The organism is Jatrophihabitans sp. YIM 134969 (assembly GCF_054456675.1).
Genome location: NZ_JBTJEQ010000005.1, coordinates 31,466 through 47,091, shown reverse-complemented (window position 1 = coordinate 47,091; position 15,626 = coordinate 31,466). Strand labels below are relative to the sequence as shown.

Here is a 15,626-nt window from a genome sequence, read left to right as displayed (position 1 = left end):
TTGTCGGGCGTGTCAGGCTCGGGGAATGCCGATCCGACCACCGGTCCTGCGTCCGGGCGACACCGTGGCCGTCATCTCGCCCTCGGCCGGTCTGACCCAGGTCTTCGCACCCCGCTTCGGGCGCGGCCTGGCCGCACTGCGGGCGAAGTTCGACGTCGAGGTCGTGCTCGCACCGAACGCCGGGCGTGACAACGCCTTCCTGCACGACCACCCGGAGGCCCGGGCCGACGACGTCCACTGGGCGCTCGGCGAGCCGTCGGTGACGGCGCTGGTGTGCGCCATCGGCGGTGACGACGCCGTGCGGCTCGTCCCGCACCTCGACCTGACGCTGATCCGTGAGAACCCCAAGGTCCTCATGGGGTACTCCGACCCGACGATCCTGCACCTGGCCTGGCGCGCCGCGGGCGTCGTCAGTTTCTACGGTCCGGGCATCCTGGCCGGCTTCGACGAGAACGGCGGGTTGTGGGAGCACACCGAACAGTCGGTGCGGCAGACCCTGTTCTCGACGGAGCCGGTCGGACCGTTGCACCCTGCACCGGAGTGGACCGAGGAGTTCCTCGACTGGCACGACGAGTCGCTGCAACGTCCCCGCCGACGCGTCCCGAACGGTGGGTGGACGTGGCTCGGTGGTGACGCCGTCGTCGAGGGTCCGCTGGTCGGCGGTTGCCTCGAGGTGCTCGCGATGGCGCTCGCGTCGCCCGTGTGGCCGGCCGCGGAGTCGTTCGACGGCGCGGTGCTGTTCTTCGAGACCAGCGAGGAGGCGCCGTCGGTCGACCAGGTGAAGTACTTCCTGCGGGCGATCGGGGGCGGGGGTGTGTTCGAGCGGCTGGGCGCCGTCGTGGTCGGGCGCCCGATGCACTACCCGCTGCGCGACACGTTCGCCCAGTACGAGGTGACCGCAGCGGTCGCCCGGGAGTTCGGACGTCCGGACCTGCCGATCGTGGCGGGGTTCGACATGGGCCACACCGTGCCGCACACCGTCCTGCCGCTCGGGATGCCGGTGCGGCTCGATCCGGTCTCCCGCACGGTCACGCTGCCGGAGGCGGCGGTGGTCAACCGCTGAAGTCGCCGGCGTCGACCCGCAGCTTGCGCAGCAGGGCGAACAGCGTGCGCAGGTCGTCGGCGTCGAGGGCGTGCAGTCCGAAGACCCGCTCGTTGAGCACGGCCGTCGACCGCTCCGCGACGGTCCGGCCCTCGTCGGTGATCGTGGCGAGCACCCCGCGACCGTCCTGCGGGTTGGGTCGGCGCACCACCAGGCCGGCACCCTCGAGGCGGTCGATGACGTTCGTGACCGAGGTCGCGTGTACCTGCAGCCGCTCGCCGATGCGCGACAGCGACAGCGCCCCGTCGCGCGAGAACGTCAGCAGCACCAGCGCCTCGTAGCGGGAGAAGGTCAGCCCGAACGGCCGCAGCGCGCCGTCGAGGTCGGCGAGCAACACCTGCTGGGCCCGCATGATCGAGGTGACCGCGCGCATGGCGTCGTAGACCTCGGGCTTCTCCCCCGGCCAGTGCCGCTCCCACAGCTCACCCGCGCGGGCCACGGGATCGAACGACAGCGGCATGGTCACAACCCTAGGCGGTGGTGCGGAACGGCCGCGCGTCGCGAGCGGTCGGGTCAGAAGCCCTGGTCGTTGCCGGGGCGGTACTCGGCGACCTGCTCGAGCAGGTGCGCGAGGTCGTCGGCCGATCCGGGCGGCGCGGCGACCACCGGCGTGCCGACCCGTTCGGCCTCGGCGCACTCGGCCGCGGTGCCGTCGGCCGGGACACCGGGCGGCGTCAGGTCGATCATGACGTCGGCCATGTCGATCGCGGCGTCGTTGACCGACTGCGCCGCCTCGTGCCACGCGCCCTGCCACGCCCGGTGCGGCGAGTACACCAGGCACCCGTCCTTGACGAGCGCGACCCGGACGGCGTCGCGCCAGGTGGTGTACTCGACGTGGCGGGGGCTCTCCCACTCCACCCACCAGTGCTTGATGGGGCCGGCGAGCATGACCCGTACCGGGAGGTCGGTCGCCTCGTCGACCTCGACGGCACCGTGGCCCTCGATCGCGAGCTGGGCGGGATCCAGACCGGACGTCATCAGCTACTCCTGATCAGTGGTGGGTGCAGGGTGGTGGCGGGCCCCCGACGGTAGAGCGCGGCCGGTCGACCCACCTCACGGGTGGTGGTCTCCCCGGTCGCGACGAGGAAGCCCTCGGCGCCGGTGACCTTGCGGTGGAAGTTGCGGGGGTCGAGCGGTCGCCCCCAGACGATCTCGTACACGCGCCGCAGCTCGGCGACCGTGAACGTCTCCCCGCAGAAGGCCGTCGCGAGCGGGGTGTACTCGAGCTTGGCCCGCGCGCGCTCGATGCCGTCGGCGAGGATCCGGGTGTGGTCGAACGCGAGTGACCGGACCCCGTCGACCGGCGTGTAGCGGGCGGACGCGGCGTCGGTCCCGGCGACGGCCTCGGGCAGGTCGGGCACGAAGGCCAGGTAGGCGACGGTCACGACCCGGCCGCGGGGATCGCGGCGCGGGGTGCCGTAAGTCTGCAGTTGTTCGAGGTGGGCGGGCGCCCGCAGTCCGGTCTCCTCCCGCAGTTCCCGCCGGGCCGCGGCCGGGAGGTCCTCACCGACCAGGACGAACCCGCCGGGCAGGGCCCACTTCCCGCGGTGGGGCTCGACTCCTCGACGCACGAGCAGGACCTGCAGCGCGTCATCGCGCACGGTGAGCACGACGACGTCGACGGTGAGCGTCACCACGCTTTGCGTCATGGTGACGACAATAGCAGGAGGTCGGCGTAGCGTCTGAGTTGTCGTCAAGTCGACGACAAAGCGAGGCGGCTCTCCAGCCGTCCACGAGAGGAAGGCCAGCCGATGGCCGACATCAGCCGGTACCCGTTCACCCGTCACCTGCGTGCCACCGCGACGACCTGGATCCGGCACACGCGCCGCGGTCAGGTGGTCCACGAGGGCCGCGAGCAGTCCTTCTGGTTCCGGCCCCTGTCGGCCGTGCTCTCGGAGGTACCGGTCGACGACCGCGAACTGCCGATGCTCTTCCACGCGCGGACGCTGGACTTCCAGGACGTCACCGTGCAGGCCACGGTGACCTACCGCGTCCACGCGCCCGAGCTCGCCGCCGACCGCCTCGACTTCGGGCTCGATCCGGAGACCGGCCGGTGGCGGGCCGATCCGTTGTCGACGCTCGCCGGGCTGCTGACCGAGAGCGCGCAGCAGCACGCCCTCGAGGTGCTGGCCCGGATGCCGCTCGCCGCGGCCCTGGCCGGCGGGGTCGCGGCGGTGCGCGAGGCCGTCGCCGGGGGCCTCCGTGCCGATCCCCGGATCGACGCGACCGGCCTGCACCTCGTCGACGCCCGGGTGGTGGCCGTCCGCCCCGAACCCGAGGTCGAGCGGGCGCTGCAGACCCCCGCGCGCGAGCAGGTGCAGCAGGACGCCGACAAGGCGACCTACGGGCGTCGCGCCGTCGCGGTCGACCGCGAGCGCGCCATCGCCGAGAACGAGATGCAGAACCAGATCCTGTTGGCGCGCCGCGAGGAGGAACTGGTCGTCCAGCGCGGCGGCAACGCCCGCCGGCAGGCCGAGGAGGCCGCGGCCGCCGCCGGCATCGAGGCCCGAGCCGCCCTCGAGCGGACCGAGCTCGCCACCCGGGGGCAGGCCACGGCGACCCGCGAGGTCGGAGCCGCCCGAGCCGAGGCCGAGGCCGCGAAACTGCAGGCCTACGCGCAGATCCCGGAGGGCGTGCTGGTGGCGCTGGCCCTGCAGGACCTGGCCGCGAACCTGCCGAAGATCCAGAGCCTCGTGCTCACCCCCGACCTGCTCGCGCCGGTGCTGGCCAAGCTCGGCGCGGTGGGCACGCCGGGAGACGGCGGCGGGCGGTGAGCGCGACCCTGGCTCCGCGCGCGGTGGTGGTGTACCGGCGGACCGAACTCGCCGACCTGCTGGCCCGGCACGGCACGCGCGGAGGGGCTGCGTTCTACCTCGCCCAGCGCGGCCGCGACATCGCCGACGTCGAGGCCGACGACGCCGCGCACCGTGCCGCCCGGCAGGCGGTGTCGGCAGCGGTCCCGGTGGAGTGGCGGCGCGGCGAGGTGGAACGGGCCGACCTCGCACGTTTCCTGTTCGCGCCCGGGGACGTCGTCGTCGCGGTCGGCGCGGACGGCGTGGTGGCGAACGTCGCCAAGTACCTCGCCGGGCAACCGGTCGTCGGCATCGACCCGCAACCGGGTCGGGGGGTCGGCGCGCTCGTCTCCCCCGCTTCGCCGCGGCTACGAACGTTGCTCGAAGCAACGGTGCACGACGAGGTCGGGATCGAGCACCGCACGATGGTCCGGGTCGTCACCGACGACGGCCAGGAGCTCACCGCCCTGAACGAGATCTACCTCGGGCACGCCTCGCACCAGACCGCCCGCTACCGCCTCACGGTCGACGGGCGGGAGGAACGGCAGGCGTCGTCGGGGTTGCTGGTCGGTTCGGGTACCGGCGCGACGGGGTGGTGCGCGTCGACCGCGGGCGAGCGGCACAGCACGCTGGCGCTGCCGACCCCGACCGAGCAGCGCCTGGCGTGGTTCGTCCGGGAGGCCTGGCCGTCGCCCACCACCGGCACCACGCTCACCGAGGGCGTCCTCGAGGGCCGCGGGCTGGACCTGCAGGTCGAGAGCGACCACCTCGTCGCGTTCGGCGACGGCGTCGAGGCCGACCACCTCGACCTGCTCCGGGGCCAGCGCGCCCGCCTCGACGTCTCCCCCCGCACCCTCACCCTCGTCCGCCCCTGAAACCCCGAATTCTGTGTACTCCTGCGGCCTGGCGCTGCAGAAGTACACAGAATTTGGCCGTCAGAGGCCGTCAGAGGCCGTCGAGCAGGCGGTCGGCGGCGGTGAACGGCGACAGCTCACCGGCGGCGACGGCCACGGCGGCGCGCGACAGGCCGTCCGGTCCGCGCGCCGCGAGCAGTCGGGCGTGGACGACGTCCTGCACCAGCGCCTCGACCTCGACTTCCGCCCGGGCCGCACGCCGGGCCGCGAGCCCGGACCCGTCGCCGCGGCGCAGCCACGCGGCGTGGGCGTCCAGCGCGGCCAGGACGTCGTCGACACCACGCCCCTGCGAGGCCACGGTCTTGACGATCGGTGCCCGCCACACCTCGGGATCGTGGTCGCGGGCCATGGCGAGCACCTGCCGCAGTTCGCGCGCCACGACGTCGGCACCGTCGCGGTCGGCCTTGTTGACGACGTAGACGTCGGCGACCTCGAGGATCCCGGCCTTGGCCGCCTGCACGCCGTCGCCGAGGCCGGGCGCGAGCAGCACGATCGTGGTGTCGGCAAGCGAGGCGATCTCGACCTCGGCCTGGCCGACCCCGACCGTCTCGACCAGGACGACGTCGAACCCGGCGGCGTCGAGCACCCGCAACGCCTGCGGCACCGCGGCGGCGAGACCACCCAGCCGGCCGCGTGAGGCCAGCGAGCGGATGTAGACACCGTCGTCGGACGCGTGCTCGCCCATGCGGATCCGGTCACCGAGCAGGGCGCCGCCGGAGAACGGCGACGACGGGTCGACCGCGAGGACCGCGACCGTGTCGCCGCGGGCCCGCAGCACCCCGACCAGCGCCGACGTCGAGGTCGACTTGCCCACCCCGGGCGGGCCGGTCAACCCGACCACCCGTGCGGAACCCGCGTGCGGGGCGAGCAGATCGGCCGCCCGGCGCGCGTCGGGCCCTGCCCCGTCGACCTGCTCGACGAGCGTCAGGAGCCGGGCGATGGCGCGGCGTTCACCGCGTCGGGCGCCCTCGACCAGGGCGTCGACGTCGGGCGTCGGCACTCAGGAGGCGGGAACGGTGAGCAGCAGCGCGTCACCCTGACCGCCGCCACCGCAGAGCGCGGCCGCGCCGAGACCGCCGCCGCGGCGCTGGAGTTCGAGCGCGAGCGTGAGGGCGAGCCGCGCGCCGGACATGCCGATCGGGTGGCCGAGTGCGATGGCGCCGCCGTTGGGGTTGACCTTGGCCGGGTCGATGCCCAGGGCCGCGGTCGAGACCAGGCCGACCGCGGCGAACGCCTCGTTGATCTCGACCAGGTCGAGGTCGTCGACGGTCTTGCCGGCCTTGGCCAGCGCGTGCTTGATGGCGTTCGACGGCTGCTCCTGGAGCGAGTTGTCCGGGCCGGCGACGTTGCCGTGTGCACCGATCTCGGCGAGCCAGGAGAGCCCGAGCTCCTCGGCCTTGGCCTTGCTCATGACCACGACCGCGGCCGCGCCGTCGCTGATCGGCGAGGACGAACCGGCGGTGATCGTGCCGTCCCTGCTGAACGCGGGCTTGAGCTTGGCGAGGGTCTCGGCGGTGGTGTCGGGGCGGATGCCTTCGTCGGCCCGGACCTCGAGCGGGTCGCCCTTGCGCTGGGGTACCTGGACGGTGACGATCTCCTCGTCGAACACACCGTTCTTCTGCGCCAGGGCCGCCTTCTGGTGCGACGCGGCCGCGAACTCGTCCTGCTGCTCGCGGGTGACGGTGTAGCGCTTGTTGTGCTCCTCGGTGGACGCCCCCATCGCGATGTGGTCGAAGGCGTCGGTGAGGCCGTCGTGGGCCATGGCGTCGACCATCTCGATCGCGCCGTACTTGGTGCCCTTGCGCGAGTTCGGCAGCAGGTGCGGCGCGTTGGTCATGGACTCCATGCCGCCCGCGACGACGATGTCGAACTCGCCGGCGCGGATGAGCTGGTCGGCCAACGCGATGGCGTCGAGACCGGACAAGCAGACCTTGTTGATGGTCAGCGACGGCACGCTCATCGGGATGCCGGCGTTCACCGCGGCCTGGCGGGACGGGATCTGACCCGCGCCGGCCTGCAGCACCTGGCCCATGATCACGTACTCGACCTGGTCCGGCGCGACCCCGGAACGCTTCAAGGCGCCCTTGATGGCGAACCCGCCGAGGTCGGTGCCGGAGAAGGACGTCAGTTCGCCGAGCAGCCGGCCCATCGGGGTGCGGGCACCGCCCACGATGACCGAGGTGCGGGGGGCGGGGGTGGACGTCATCGGTGACTCCGTTCGACGGCTGCCGGGTGTCTCGCGAGCGTATCGGCGGCGGGCGTGCGGGCGGTGTGAGACCTCGCACGTCGGTTCCGCAGCGCCGCGGGCTGCGCCACGATGACCCGATGGACGCCGCCGTCGCCAGCCTGTTCCTCCGGATCGACCACGTCGGGATCGCTGTCCCCGATCTCGACGAGGCCATCGCCTTCTACCGCGACACGTTGGGGATCGTCAGCGTGCACGAGGAGACCAACGAGGAACAGGGCGTCCGCGAGGCCATGCTGGCGGTGGGTGACGGCACCAGCCGCATCCAGTTGCTGGCCCCGCTGTCGGAGACCTCGACGATCGCGAAGTTCCTCGACCGCAACGGCCCCGGCCTGCAGCAACTGGCCGTCACCGTCGACGACGTCGAGGCTGTCGCCGCCACGTTGCGCGGTCGCGGCCTGCGACTGCTCTACGACGCCCCCAGGCGGGGCACCGCGGGGAGCAGGGTCAACTTCGTCCACCCGAAGGACGTCGGGGGCGTGCTGCTCGAACTGGTCGAGCCCGCCGCGGAGGCCGCTCACTGACCCGTGAGGGCGGCCACTTCGCTGTTCCCGTAAGGGTTACCGCTCGGTAACTTCTGCCCATGCCAGCCGCCGACGCCATGGCCGCCATCCGCGACGTCCTCGCCCGAGCCGAGCAGACGACGTCCGATGCCGAGCTCCACACCCTGCTGACCGGACTCGCCGACCTCGAGGTGCCCGACACCTACAAGGGCGTCGTCGTCCGTGCCGACGAGGCCGACATGTTCGCGGGCCTCGAGACCCGCGACAAGGACCCGCGCAAGAGTCTGCACGTGCAGGACGTCCCGACGCCCGAGGTCGGTCCGGGTGAGGCGCTGGTCGCCGTCATGGCGAGCGCGGTCAACTACAACACCGTCTGGACCTCGATCTTCGAGCCGGTGTCGACGTTCTCGTTCCTCAAGCGCTACGCCAAGGCGGTGCCATCCGCGGCCAAGCACGACCAGCCGTTCCACGTCGTCGGCTCCGACCTCGCGGGCGTCGTCGTGCGGGTCGGCGAGGGCGTCACGAAGTGGAAGCCGGGCGACCGCGTCGTCGCGCACTGCCTCTCGGTCGAACTCGAGGACCACCAGGGCCACGACGACACCATGCTCGACCCGCAGCAGCGGATCTGGGGCTTCGAGACCAACTACGGCGGCCTCGCCGAACTGGCCCTGGTCAAGAGCAACCAGCTCATGCCCAAGCCCGAGCACCTCACCTGGGAGGAAGCCGCCTGCCCCGGCCTGGTGAACTGCACCGCCTACCGCCAGCTCGTGAGCCACCACGGCGCGAACATGAAGCAGGGCGACGTCGTCCTCATCTGGGGCGCGTCCGGTGGCCTGGGTTCCTACGCCACCCAGATGGCGCTCAACGGCGGTGCCGTGCCGGTGTGTGTCGTGTCCTCGCCGGAGAAGGCCGAGATCTGCCGGCGGATGGGCGCGGAGTTGATCATCGACCGCACCGCCGAGGGCTACAAGTTCTGGAACGACGAGGGCACCGAGCAGGACCCGCGGGAGTGGAAGCGGTTCGGCGCGAAGATCCGTGAGCTGACCGGGGGCGACGATCCCGACATCGTGTTCGAGCACCCGGGCCGTGAGACCTTCGGCGCGAGCGTCTACGTCGCCAAGAAGGGCGGCACGATCGTCACCTGCGCGTCGACCTCGGGCTACCTGCACGAGTACGACAACCGCTACCTGTGGATGAACCTCAAGCGGATCGTCAGCTCCCACTTCGCCAACTACAAGGAGGCGTGGGAGGCCAACCGGCTCATCGCCCGCGGTCTGATCCACCCGACGCTGTCCAGGGCCTACCCGATGGCCGAGACCGGGCAGGCGGCGTACGACGTCCACCGCAACGCCCACCAGGGCAAGGTGGGCGTGCTGTGCCTCGCGCCCACCGAGGGCCTGGGCGTGCGTGACACCGCCCTCCGGGCGAAGCACGAGGACGCGATCAACCGCTTCCGCGACGTCTGAGACCGGCGCGTCCGGTCGGACGGTTCGAGATGACGACTGACGCTGTCTCGGGAAGACTTGTCGCCAGTAGGGTGCAGCCCTGCCAGCCCACGCGACATCGGTCGTGAGCGCACCGCGGAAGAGGACGACATGATCGAGGACGACAGCCGGCCCGACGTCGACGAGCTCGACACGACCGTGGAGTCGGACGACGACGACGGCGGCCTGCTGGGCGACGACGGCTTCGACCCCGACCTGCAGCTGGCCCGTTCGCGCCGTCCGGGCCGGGCCCGGCGGGTACGGCCGTCGTTCGAGAGCGCGATGCGCGGCTACGACCGCACCCAGGTCGACACCTTCGTCGCCGAACTCGAGGAGCAGCTGCGGATCGCGGACTCCGACCGCGACGAGGCGGCGGCCCGCGCGGCCGACCTCGCGACCCAGCTGGCGTCGAACTACTCGACCCTGGAGAGCCTGCGCAAGCAGGCGGCGAGCAAGCCGCCGGCGGCGGCGCCCGCCCCGGAGAAGCTCGACCTCGACAACGTCGATCCGTACGTCCAGGACATCATCAACAGCGCCCAGCAGGTCGCGAAGCGCACCCGCACCGAGGCCGACAGCTACTCCAACCGCGTGCGGACCGCCGCCGACGAGGAGGCGCAGCGCGTCGTCGAGGAGGCCCAGCGCGACGCCAGCAGCATGCTGGTGCAGGCCCGCAAGCGTCACGCCGACCTCGACAAGCTGGTCGCGGACAAGACCCGTGACGCCGACGAGTACGCCGCGCGGGTCCGTTCCGAGGCCGACGCCGACGCCGAGTCGATCCGCGCCGAGGCGCAGGTCCGCATCGACGCCGCCCTCGAGTCCGCCACCACGGCCCAGCGCAACGCCGAGGCGCAGTACTCGGCTCGCGTCGGCGAGGCCGAGACCGTCGCCGAGCGGGTCCGCGCCGAGGCCGACGCGTACTCCCAGCGCCTGCACGCCGAGGCCGACACGTACGCCGAGGAGCAGCGCGGCGCGGCCGACAACGACGCCGAGGCCGCCCGCGACGCCGCGCGCGCCGAGGCCGCCCAGATCGTCGAGGCCGCCGCCGCCCGCAAGAGCGAGGCCGACAAGGACCACGCCCGCCGGGTGGCCGCGCTCGAGGCCGAGACCGGTCGCAAGCGGCAGGAGGCCGACCAGCACGCGGCCACCGTCACCTCGCGCGCCCGCGCCGAGCTCTCGAAGGCGCAGGAGGAGTCGACCGCGCTGCGGGCCGAGGCCAAGGCCGACATCGACAAGGCCAACCGCGAGGCCGCCGAGGCCCGCGCCAAGGCCGAGCAGGCGTCCAAGGAGCGTCGACAGACGGCCGAGGAGGACTTCGAGATCGCGTTGCGCCGTCGCCGCAGCCACGAGGACGAGCAGGCCCGCCGCCGCGCGGCCCGCGCCCAGACCGAGGCCAACCAGCTCGTCGACGCCGCCCGGATCGAGGCCGAGCGCATCGAGCGGGAGGCCAAGGCCCGGGCCGACGCCCTCGAGGCGGCCCGGCGGCAGACCGAGCGCGCGCTGTCCGAGCTGCACGTCAAGCTGGGGGCGTTGCTGCCCGAGAACGTCGGCGCCGGGGCGGAGTAGCCCGCTCCCGGCGCGACGCCGCCGTGACGCAGCGGTGGCCGGACTGCAACCTGGCAACGGCTTGGGTGGGTCGTCGAGGTCTGGGAAACTGGTCCCCATGGCAGACCGGCTCCCCGAACGCGACGACGAGACGATGATCATGGGTACGCCCGCCGCCGGCGACACCCAGACCATCCCGACCATCAACGCGCCGGTGGCCGACGACGCGCTCGGCGGACTGCTGCCCATGCTCGACGACCCCCGCCGCCGGTTCGACACCGTCATGCGGGGCTACGACCGTCACCAGGTCGACGTCTACGTCGCGAAGCTCGAGGACGACAACCGGTCGCTCGCCACCGGCCGCAGCGAGAACTCGACCCGCGTGTCCGACCTCGCGGCCCAGCTCGCGAGCGCCCAGGCCGAGATCGAGTCGCTGCGCCGACGGGTCGCCGCGGCCGTCGAGACCATCGACCCCGACAACGTCGACTCCCGGGTGCAGGAGGTCGTCGCGCTCGCGCAGCAGGTGGCGCGCCAGACCCGCGCCGACGCCGAGAACGACGCCCGACGCATCCGCGAGTCGGCCACCGCGTCCGCGGAGACCGCGAAGGCCGAGGCCAAGGCGGAGTCCGACCAGGTCATGTCGGCCGCGACCCAGCGCATGGCCGAGGCCGACCAGACCTACACCCGCAAGGTGTCCGAGGCCGACGCCCACGCCGCGGAGGTCGGCGCCCGTGCGGAGGAGGAACTGCGCCTCGCCCGCGAGGAGGTCGCCGCCCTGCGCGGCACCGCCACCCAGGAGGTCGCCCAGCTGCGCGCCACCGCGGCCGAGGAGATCGCCGAGGCCGCGACGGCGTCGAGCGCCGCCCGCACTGAAGCCGACCGGGTCTCCCGCGAGGCCCGCGAGCGCGCGGACGCCGAGGCCGCCGCGAAGCGTCGGCAGGCCGAGGAGGACTTCGAGATCACGCTGCGGGTGCGGCGTCGTCGCGAGGAGGAGGAGGACCGCGAGCGCCGTGCGGCGGCGCTGCGCGAGGCCACCGGGATCGTCTCCGACGCGGGTGACACCGCCGACCGGATCACCCGTGAGGCCAAGGCCGAGGTCGAACGCCTGGACCACGAGCGCCACCGCGTGCACGCCGAACTCGGCACCATCGCGGGCCGGATCCAGGGCATTGTCAGCGACCACGACCCGGCGCGGAACCCGCTCGCCACGTCCTGACCCGCTCTCCCCGACCGGCGAGTGGTCACCTCTCCCGGTGAGTGGTCACCTCTTCCTGCCCACTCGGCGGTGGAACCGACCACTCACCAGATCAACTCCAGCGACGCGTGACGGTGCGGCGCTCGCGGTTCGCCCAGCAGGCGGTGTGCCAGTGGCGGCGGTCGTCGCCGTCGCCGTCGGCACGCCAGGCGACGACGTGACCCAGACCGGCGTTGATGAGCTGGTCGCACCCGGGGCAGCGGTAGGTGCCGTCACCGACCGTGGTGGTGCGCACCTCGTACGCCTCGCCGCGGTAGGACTCGACCCGGCTCACTCCCCCGCGCGGCGTCGGCGGCGCCTGCCGCAGGGCACGGTTCTTCCGGGGCACGCCCTCCAGCGTACGAACCGCGTGTGTCAGCTCCAGTCGCGGAAGCCCTGGCCGGTCTTGCGGCCCAACCGACCGGCCGTGACCAGGTGTTCGAGGAGCGGGGCGGGGGCGAAACCGGGCTCGCGGAACTCCAGGTAGAGCTCGCGCTGGATCGCCAGCGACACGTCCAGTCCGACGACGTCGAGCAGCTCGAACGGACCCATCGGGTAGCCGCAGCCGACCTTCATCGCGGTGTCGATGTCGTCGGCGGTCGAGTAGTGCGACTCCAGCATGCGGACGGCGTCGTTGAGGTACGGGAACAGCAGCGCGTTGACGATGAACCCGGCGCGGTCGCCGCAGCGCACGGCGTGCTTGCCGATCCGCTCGCACACCGCGACCGCCGTGGCCTCGACCTCGGGGTCGGTGCGCACGGTCGAGACGACCTCGACCAGCTTCATCACCGGCGCCGGGTTGAAGAAGTGCAGGCCGACGACGTCGCGGGCGCGGGTGGTCGCCGCGGCGCACTCGATCACCGGCAGCGACGACGTGGTGGTCGCGAGGACCGCACCGGGCTTGCAGATCTCGTCGAGCGCGGCGAACAGCGTCTGCTTGACCTGCAGGTCCTCGACGACGGCCTCGACGACGAGGTCGACACCGGCGAGGTCGTCGGGCGACGCAGTGGGCGTGATCCGGGCGATCGCTGCATCACGCAACGGTTGCTCGAGCTTGCCGCGGGCGACGGCCTTGTCGAGCGAACGCGTGACGCCGGCGACGATCTTCTCGGCCTTCTCCGGCGTGCGGGCGACGGCGAGGACGTCGTAGCCGCCCTTGGCCAGCACCTCGACGATGCCGGTGGCCATCGTGCCGGACCCGACCACGCCGACCGTCTGCACCGGCCGCGGGGTCGCCGAGGCATCCGGCAACCCGGCCGCGGGCTCCGTGCCGACCGAGGAATCCCCCACGACGGTCGGGGAATCCGGCCGGTCGTAGGCGTAGAAACCGCGCCCGGTCTTCCGGCCGAGGAGCCCGGCGGTGATCATCTGCTTGAGCACCGGGGTCGGCGCGTGCAGGCGGTCCCGGCCCTGCTTGTACATCGTGTCGAGGATCTCGTACGCGGTGTCGAGGCCGATGAGGTCCAGCAGCGCGAGCGGCCCCATGGGCAGTCCGCACCCGAGCTTCATCGCGGCGTCGATGTCCTCGCGGGTGGCGTACCGCGACTCGTACATCGACGCGGCGTGGTTGAGGTAGCCGAACAGCAGCGCGTTGGCGACGAAACCCGCGCGGTCGCCGATGGTGACGTCGTTCTTGCCGAGCTTCTCAGCGAACGCGGCGACGTCGGCGATGACCTCGTCGTCGGTGACGACACTGCGCACGACCTCGACCAGCTTCATGACCGGCGCGGGGTTGAAGAAGTGCATGCCGATGACCTTGTCCGGCCGCGACGTGGCGACCGCGATCTCGGTGACCGACAACGACGACGTGTTGGTGGCCAGCACCGCCTCCGGCGGACAGATCCGGTCGAGTTCGCCGAACACCGCCCGCTTGAGGTCGAGCGACTCCGGGACGGCCTCGACCACGAGGTCGACCTCGGCGAGCTGCTCCATGTCGGTCACGAACGCGATCCGGCCGACCAGCGACGACGCGTCGCTCTCGGTGAGCTTGCCGCGCTTCACGGCGCGGTCGACCGAGTGCTGCACGTGGCCGCGGCCGCGCTCCAACGCCGGCTCGTCGCGCTCGACCGCGACGACGTCGAGGCCGTTGCGGGCGAAGACCTCGGCGATCCCGGCGCCCATCGTCCCGAGGCCGACGACACCGACCTTCTCGAACGTCCTGCTCATGATCGTGACCCCTTCGTCCCGGCGGCTCCCCGCCCCCACACGGTGCGCACCATGCGCACGAGAGTCGGCACCGCCCACCGCGGGCGCTCGTACGAGGTCACCGTCAGCGGCGCCTTCATCCGCTGCGAGGCGACCGAGCGCTGCCAGACGAACTCCCGCAGCCCCTCGCGGCCGTGGATGCGTCCGAAGCCCGACGCCCCCACACCGCCGAACGGCAGTTCCGGGACCATCGCGTACGACAGCACCGAGTTCACCGACACCATCCCGGTGCGCAGCCGGTTCGCGATCCGTTCGCCGTCGTGGCGGCTGAAGACCGCGGCGCCGAGGCCGAAGTCCGTGCCGTTGGCGCGCTCGACCGCCTCGTCCTCGTCGCGGACCCGCGCGATCGTCAGCGTCGGGCCGAAGGTCTCCTCCTGCACCGCGGCCGACCACTCGGGGACGTCCACGAACACCGAGGGTTGCACCAGGAAGCCGTCGACGGCGCCCGACACGACCGCCCGGCCCCCGTCGGCCTCGGCCGCGGCGAGATGGCGGCGGATGACGTCGACCTGGCCCGGCATCGTGATGGGGCCGTAGTCGCGGCCCGCCCGCAGCCTCGACGCCCGGCGGGTGACGGCCGCGACGAACGCGTCGTGGACGGCCTCGACGGCGTAGACCCGCTCGATGCCGATGCAGGTCTGGCCGGCGTTGGTGAACCCGCCCCAGACCGCGGCGTCGGCCGCGGCCTCGACGTCGGCGTCGGCCGCGACGATGAGGGCGTCCTTGCCCCCGCACTCGATGACCACCGGGGTGAGGGTGTCGGCGCACGCGGCCATCACCTTCTTGCCGGTCGCGGTGGACCCCGTGAAGGCGAGTTTGCCGACACCCGAGCGACACAAGGCGTCGCCGGTGGCACCGAAGCCCGTGACCAGGGAGAAGACCGGGTGCTCGGGGACGACCTCGGCGAAGGTGTCGACGAGCCACGCGCCCACGGCCGGGGTGTACTCGCTGGGCTTGAACACCACGGCGTTGCCCGCGGCCAGGGCGTAGCTGATCGAGCCCATCGGCGTGTGGACCGGGTAGTTCCACGGCCCGATGACGCCCACGACGCCGAACGGGCGGTTCTGCACCCGGGCCCGCATGTTCATCGCCAGCAGACCGGGACGCACGGCGTGGTCGGCCAGGACCTTGCCCGCGTGCTTGGCCGCCCAGTCGAGGTGCTCGACGGCGAGCGCCGCCTCGCCCACGGCGTCGTCGTACGTCTTGCCGTTCTCGCGGTGCATGAGGTCCGCGAGCTCGGGCAGCCGGGCCGCGAGGATGCGCCGCCAGGCGAGCAGCCGGGCCTTGCGGCCGTCGAACCCGAGGTCGGCCCACCAGGCCGCGGCCGGCCGGGCCGCGGCGACGACCTCCGCCACCCGCGCGGCGTCGTCGACCGGGAAGCTCGCCACGACCGCACCCGTGGCGGGGTCCAGGCTGTCGAAGGTCGAGGCGGTGGGCGTGCTGGTCGGCGCGGCGATCTGGTCCGTGGTCACGCGGGTCTCCTGACGGTCGGCTCCGCGCAGACGTTACCGGCGGGTAACACGCCGCGGCCAGAGTTGCGGACACGCGCCACACCCCGTCGATAGGGTGGCGCGACGGTCACCACCAACGGGAGGACGACGCCAC

At 72.7% G+C, this 15,626-nt stretch carries 15 protein-coding genes; 7 read left to right on the top strand and 8 right to left on the bottom strand.

Going from position 1 to position 15,626, the window contains the following annotated elements; all coding sequences use genetic code 11:
• The first annotated feature begins 25 nt into the window (after nt 1-25).
• A complete protein-coding gene (locus tag ACXR2U_RS04430) occupies nt 26-1,063 on the top strand; it encodes a S66 family peptidase (RefSeq protein WP_458823722.1) in 1,038 nt (345 codons plus the stop codon).
• On the opposite strand, the gene ACXR2U_RS04425 is transcribed toward ACXR2U_RS04430, so the two are convergent.
• Genes ACXR2U_RS04425 through ACXR2U_RS04415 form a run of 3 tightly spaced genes read right to left on the bottom strand, consistent with a single transcriptional unit; the run spans nt 1,053 to nt 2,751 of the window.
• On the bottom strand, nt 1,053-1,562 hold the full coding sequence (locus ACXR2U_RS04425; RefSeq protein WP_458823721.1) for a MarR family winged helix-turn-helix transcriptional regulator: 510 nt from the start codon (nt 1,560-1,562) through the stop codon (nt 1,053-1,055). The genes ACXR2U_RS04430 and ACXR2U_RS04425 overlap by 11 nt on opposite strands.
• A gap of 53 nt (nt 1,563-1,615) precedes the next feature.
• Nucleotides 1,616-2,080, bottom strand: coding sequence for a hypothetical protein (locus ACXR2U_RS04420; RefSeq protein ID WP_458823720.1), 465 nt, complete (start codon nt 2,078-2,080; stop codon nt 1,616-1,618).
• Nucleotides 2,080-2,751, bottom strand: coding sequence for an NUDIX hydrolase (locus tag ACXR2U_RS04415; RefSeq protein WP_458823719.1), 672 nt, complete (start codon nt 2,749-2,751; stop codon nt 2,080-2,082). Before ACXR2U_RS04415 ends, ACXR2U_RS04420 begins: the two co-directional genes overlap by 1 nt.
• A 102-nt stretch (nt 2,752-2,853) precedes the next feature.
• Here ACXR2U_RS04415 and ACXR2U_RS04410 point away from each other — a divergent pair, with 102 nt between their 5' ends.
• On the top strand, nt 2,854-3,876 hold the full coding sequence (locus tag ACXR2U_RS04410) for an SPFH domain-containing protein (protein WP_458823718.1): 1,023 nt from the start codon (nt 2,854-2,856) through the stop codon (nt 3,874-3,876).
• The gene (locus ACXR2U_RS04405) at nt 3,873-4,769 is read left to right on the top strand and encodes an NAD(+)/NADH kinase (RefSeq protein WP_458823717.1); all 897 of its coding nucleotides are present in this window, start codon (nt 3,873-3,875) and stop codon (nt 4,767-4,769) included. Before ACXR2U_RS04410 ends, ACXR2U_RS04405 begins: the two co-directional genes overlap by 4 nt.
• Before the next feature lie 70 nt (nt 4,770-4,839).
• On the opposite strand, the gene meaB is transcribed toward ACXR2U_RS04405, so the two are convergent.
• Both meaB and ACXR2U_RS04395 read right to left on the bottom strand, forming a co-directional pair.
• Nucleotides 4,840-5,808 carry a methylmalonyl Co-A mutase-associated GTPase MeaB gene (meaB, locus tag ACXR2U_RS04400; protein ID WP_458823716.1) on the bottom strand — a complete coding sequence of 323 codons (969 nt, stop codon included), beginning with the start codon at nt 5,806-5,808 and terminating at the stop codon, nt 4,840-4,842.
• Nucleotides 5,809-7,014 (bottom strand): acetyl-CoA C-acetyltransferase, encoded by a 1,206-nt coding sequence (locus tag ACXR2U_RS04395; protein ID WP_458823715.1) that lies wholly within the window; start codon nt 7,012-7,014, stop codon nt 5,809-5,811.
• Nucleotides 7,015-7,133: 119 nt separating this feature from the next.
• Between ACXR2U_RS04395 and mce the strand changes: the two genes are divergently transcribed.
• The 4 genes from mce to ACXR2U_RS04375 all read left to right on the top strand — a co-directional run bounded on the left by mce (nt 7,134) and on the right by ACXR2U_RS04375 (nt 11,798).
• Nucleotides 7,134-7,577, top strand: coding sequence for a methylmalonyl-CoA epimerase (gene mce, locus ACXR2U_RS04390; protein WP_458823714.1), 444 nt, complete (start codon nt 7,134-7,136; stop codon nt 7,575-7,577).
• Between the two features lie 59 nt (nt 7,578-7,636).
• A complete protein-coding gene (ccrA, locus tag ACXR2U_RS04385; protein ID WP_458823713.1) occupies nt 7,637-9,022 on the top strand; it encodes a crotonyl-CoA carboxylase/reductase in 1,386 nt (461 codons plus the stop codon).
• A gap of 129 nt (nt 9,023-9,151) precedes the next feature.
• Complete coding sequence (locus ACXR2U_RS04380; protein ID WP_458823712.1) at nt 9,152-10,603, top strand: hypothetical protein; 1,452 nt, start codon at nt 9,152-9,154, stop codon at nt 10,601-10,603.
• Nucleotides 10,604-10,700: 97 nt separating this feature from the next.
• Nucleotides 10,701-11,798, top strand: coding sequence for a DivIVA domain-containing protein (locus tag ACXR2U_RS04375; protein WP_458823711.1), 1,098 nt, complete (start codon nt 10,701-10,703; stop codon nt 11,796-11,798).
• Nucleotides 11,799-11,889: 91 nt separating this feature from the next.
• Here the strand turns inward: ACXR2U_RS04375 and ACXR2U_RS04370 are convergent, their stop codons facing one another.
• The 3 genes from ACXR2U_RS04370 to ACXR2U_RS04360 are packed head-to-tail and all read right to left on the bottom strand — an operon-like array spanning nt 11,890 to nt 15,493.
• Nucleotides 11,890-12,165, bottom strand: a complete 276-nt coding sequence (locus ACXR2U_RS04370) for a hypothetical protein (protein ID WP_458823710.1) — start codon at nt 12,163-12,165, stop codon at nt 11,890-11,892.
• A 26-nt stretch (nt 12,166-12,191) separates the two neighbouring features.
• A complete protein-coding gene (locus tag ACXR2U_RS04365; protein ID WP_458823709.1) occupies nt 12,192-13,982 on the bottom strand; it encodes a 3-hydroxyacyl-CoA dehydrogenase family protein in 1,791 nt (596 codons plus the stop codon).
• Nucleotides 13,979-15,493, bottom strand: coding sequence for an aldehyde dehydrogenase family protein (locus tag ACXR2U_RS04360; RefSeq protein WP_458823708.1), 1,515 nt, complete (start codon nt 15,491-15,493; stop codon nt 13,979-13,981). Before ACXR2U_RS04360 ends, ACXR2U_RS04365 begins: the two co-directional genes overlap by 4 nt.
• Nucleotides 15,494-15,626 lie beyond the last annotated feature (133 nt).

Coding starts and splice junctions, on each gene's coding strand:
- ACXR2U_RS04365 (WP_458823709.1), bottom strand. CDS start 13,982: ATGAGCAGGACGTTCGAGAAGGTCGGTGTCGTCGGCCTCGGGACGATG.
- ACXR2U_RS04375 (WP_458823711.1), top strand. CDS start 10,701: ATGGCAGACCGGCTCCCCGAACGCGACGACGAGACGATGATCATGGGT.
- ACXR2U_RS04395 (WP_458823715.1), bottom strand. CDS start 7,014: ATGACGTCCACCCCCGCCCCCCGCACCTCGGTCATCGTGGGCGGTGCC.
- ACXR2U_RS04380 (WP_458823712.1), top strand. CDS start 9,152: ATGATCGAGGACGACAGCCGGCCCGACGTCGACGAGCTCGACACGACC.
- mce (WP_458823714.1), top strand. CDS start 7,134: ATGGACGCCGCCGTCGCCAGCCTGTTCCTCCGGATCGACCACGTCGGG.
- ACXR2U_RS04410 (WP_458823718.1), top strand. CDS start 2,854: ATGGCCGACATCAGCCGGTACCCGTTCACCCGTCACCTGCGTGCCACC.
- ACXR2U_RS04415 (WP_458823719.1), bottom strand. CDS start 2,751: ATGACGCAAAGCGTGGTGACGCTCACCGTCGACGTCGTCGTGCTCACC.
- ACXR2U_RS04420 (WP_458823720.1), bottom strand. CDS start 2,080: ATGACGTCCGGTCTGGATCCCGCCCAGCTCGCGATCGAGGGCCACGGT.
- ccrA (WP_458823713.1), top strand. CDS start 7,637: ATGCCAGCCGCCGACGCCATGGCCGCCATCCGCGACGTCCTCGCCCGA.
- ACXR2U_RS04425 (WP_458823721.1), bottom strand. CDS start 1,562: ATGCCGCTGTCGTTCGATCCCGTGGCCCGCGCGGGTGAGCTGTGGGAG.
- ACXR2U_RS04430 (WP_458823722.1), top strand. CDS start 26: ATGCCGATCCGACCACCGGTCCTGCGTCCGGGCGACACCGTGGCCGTC.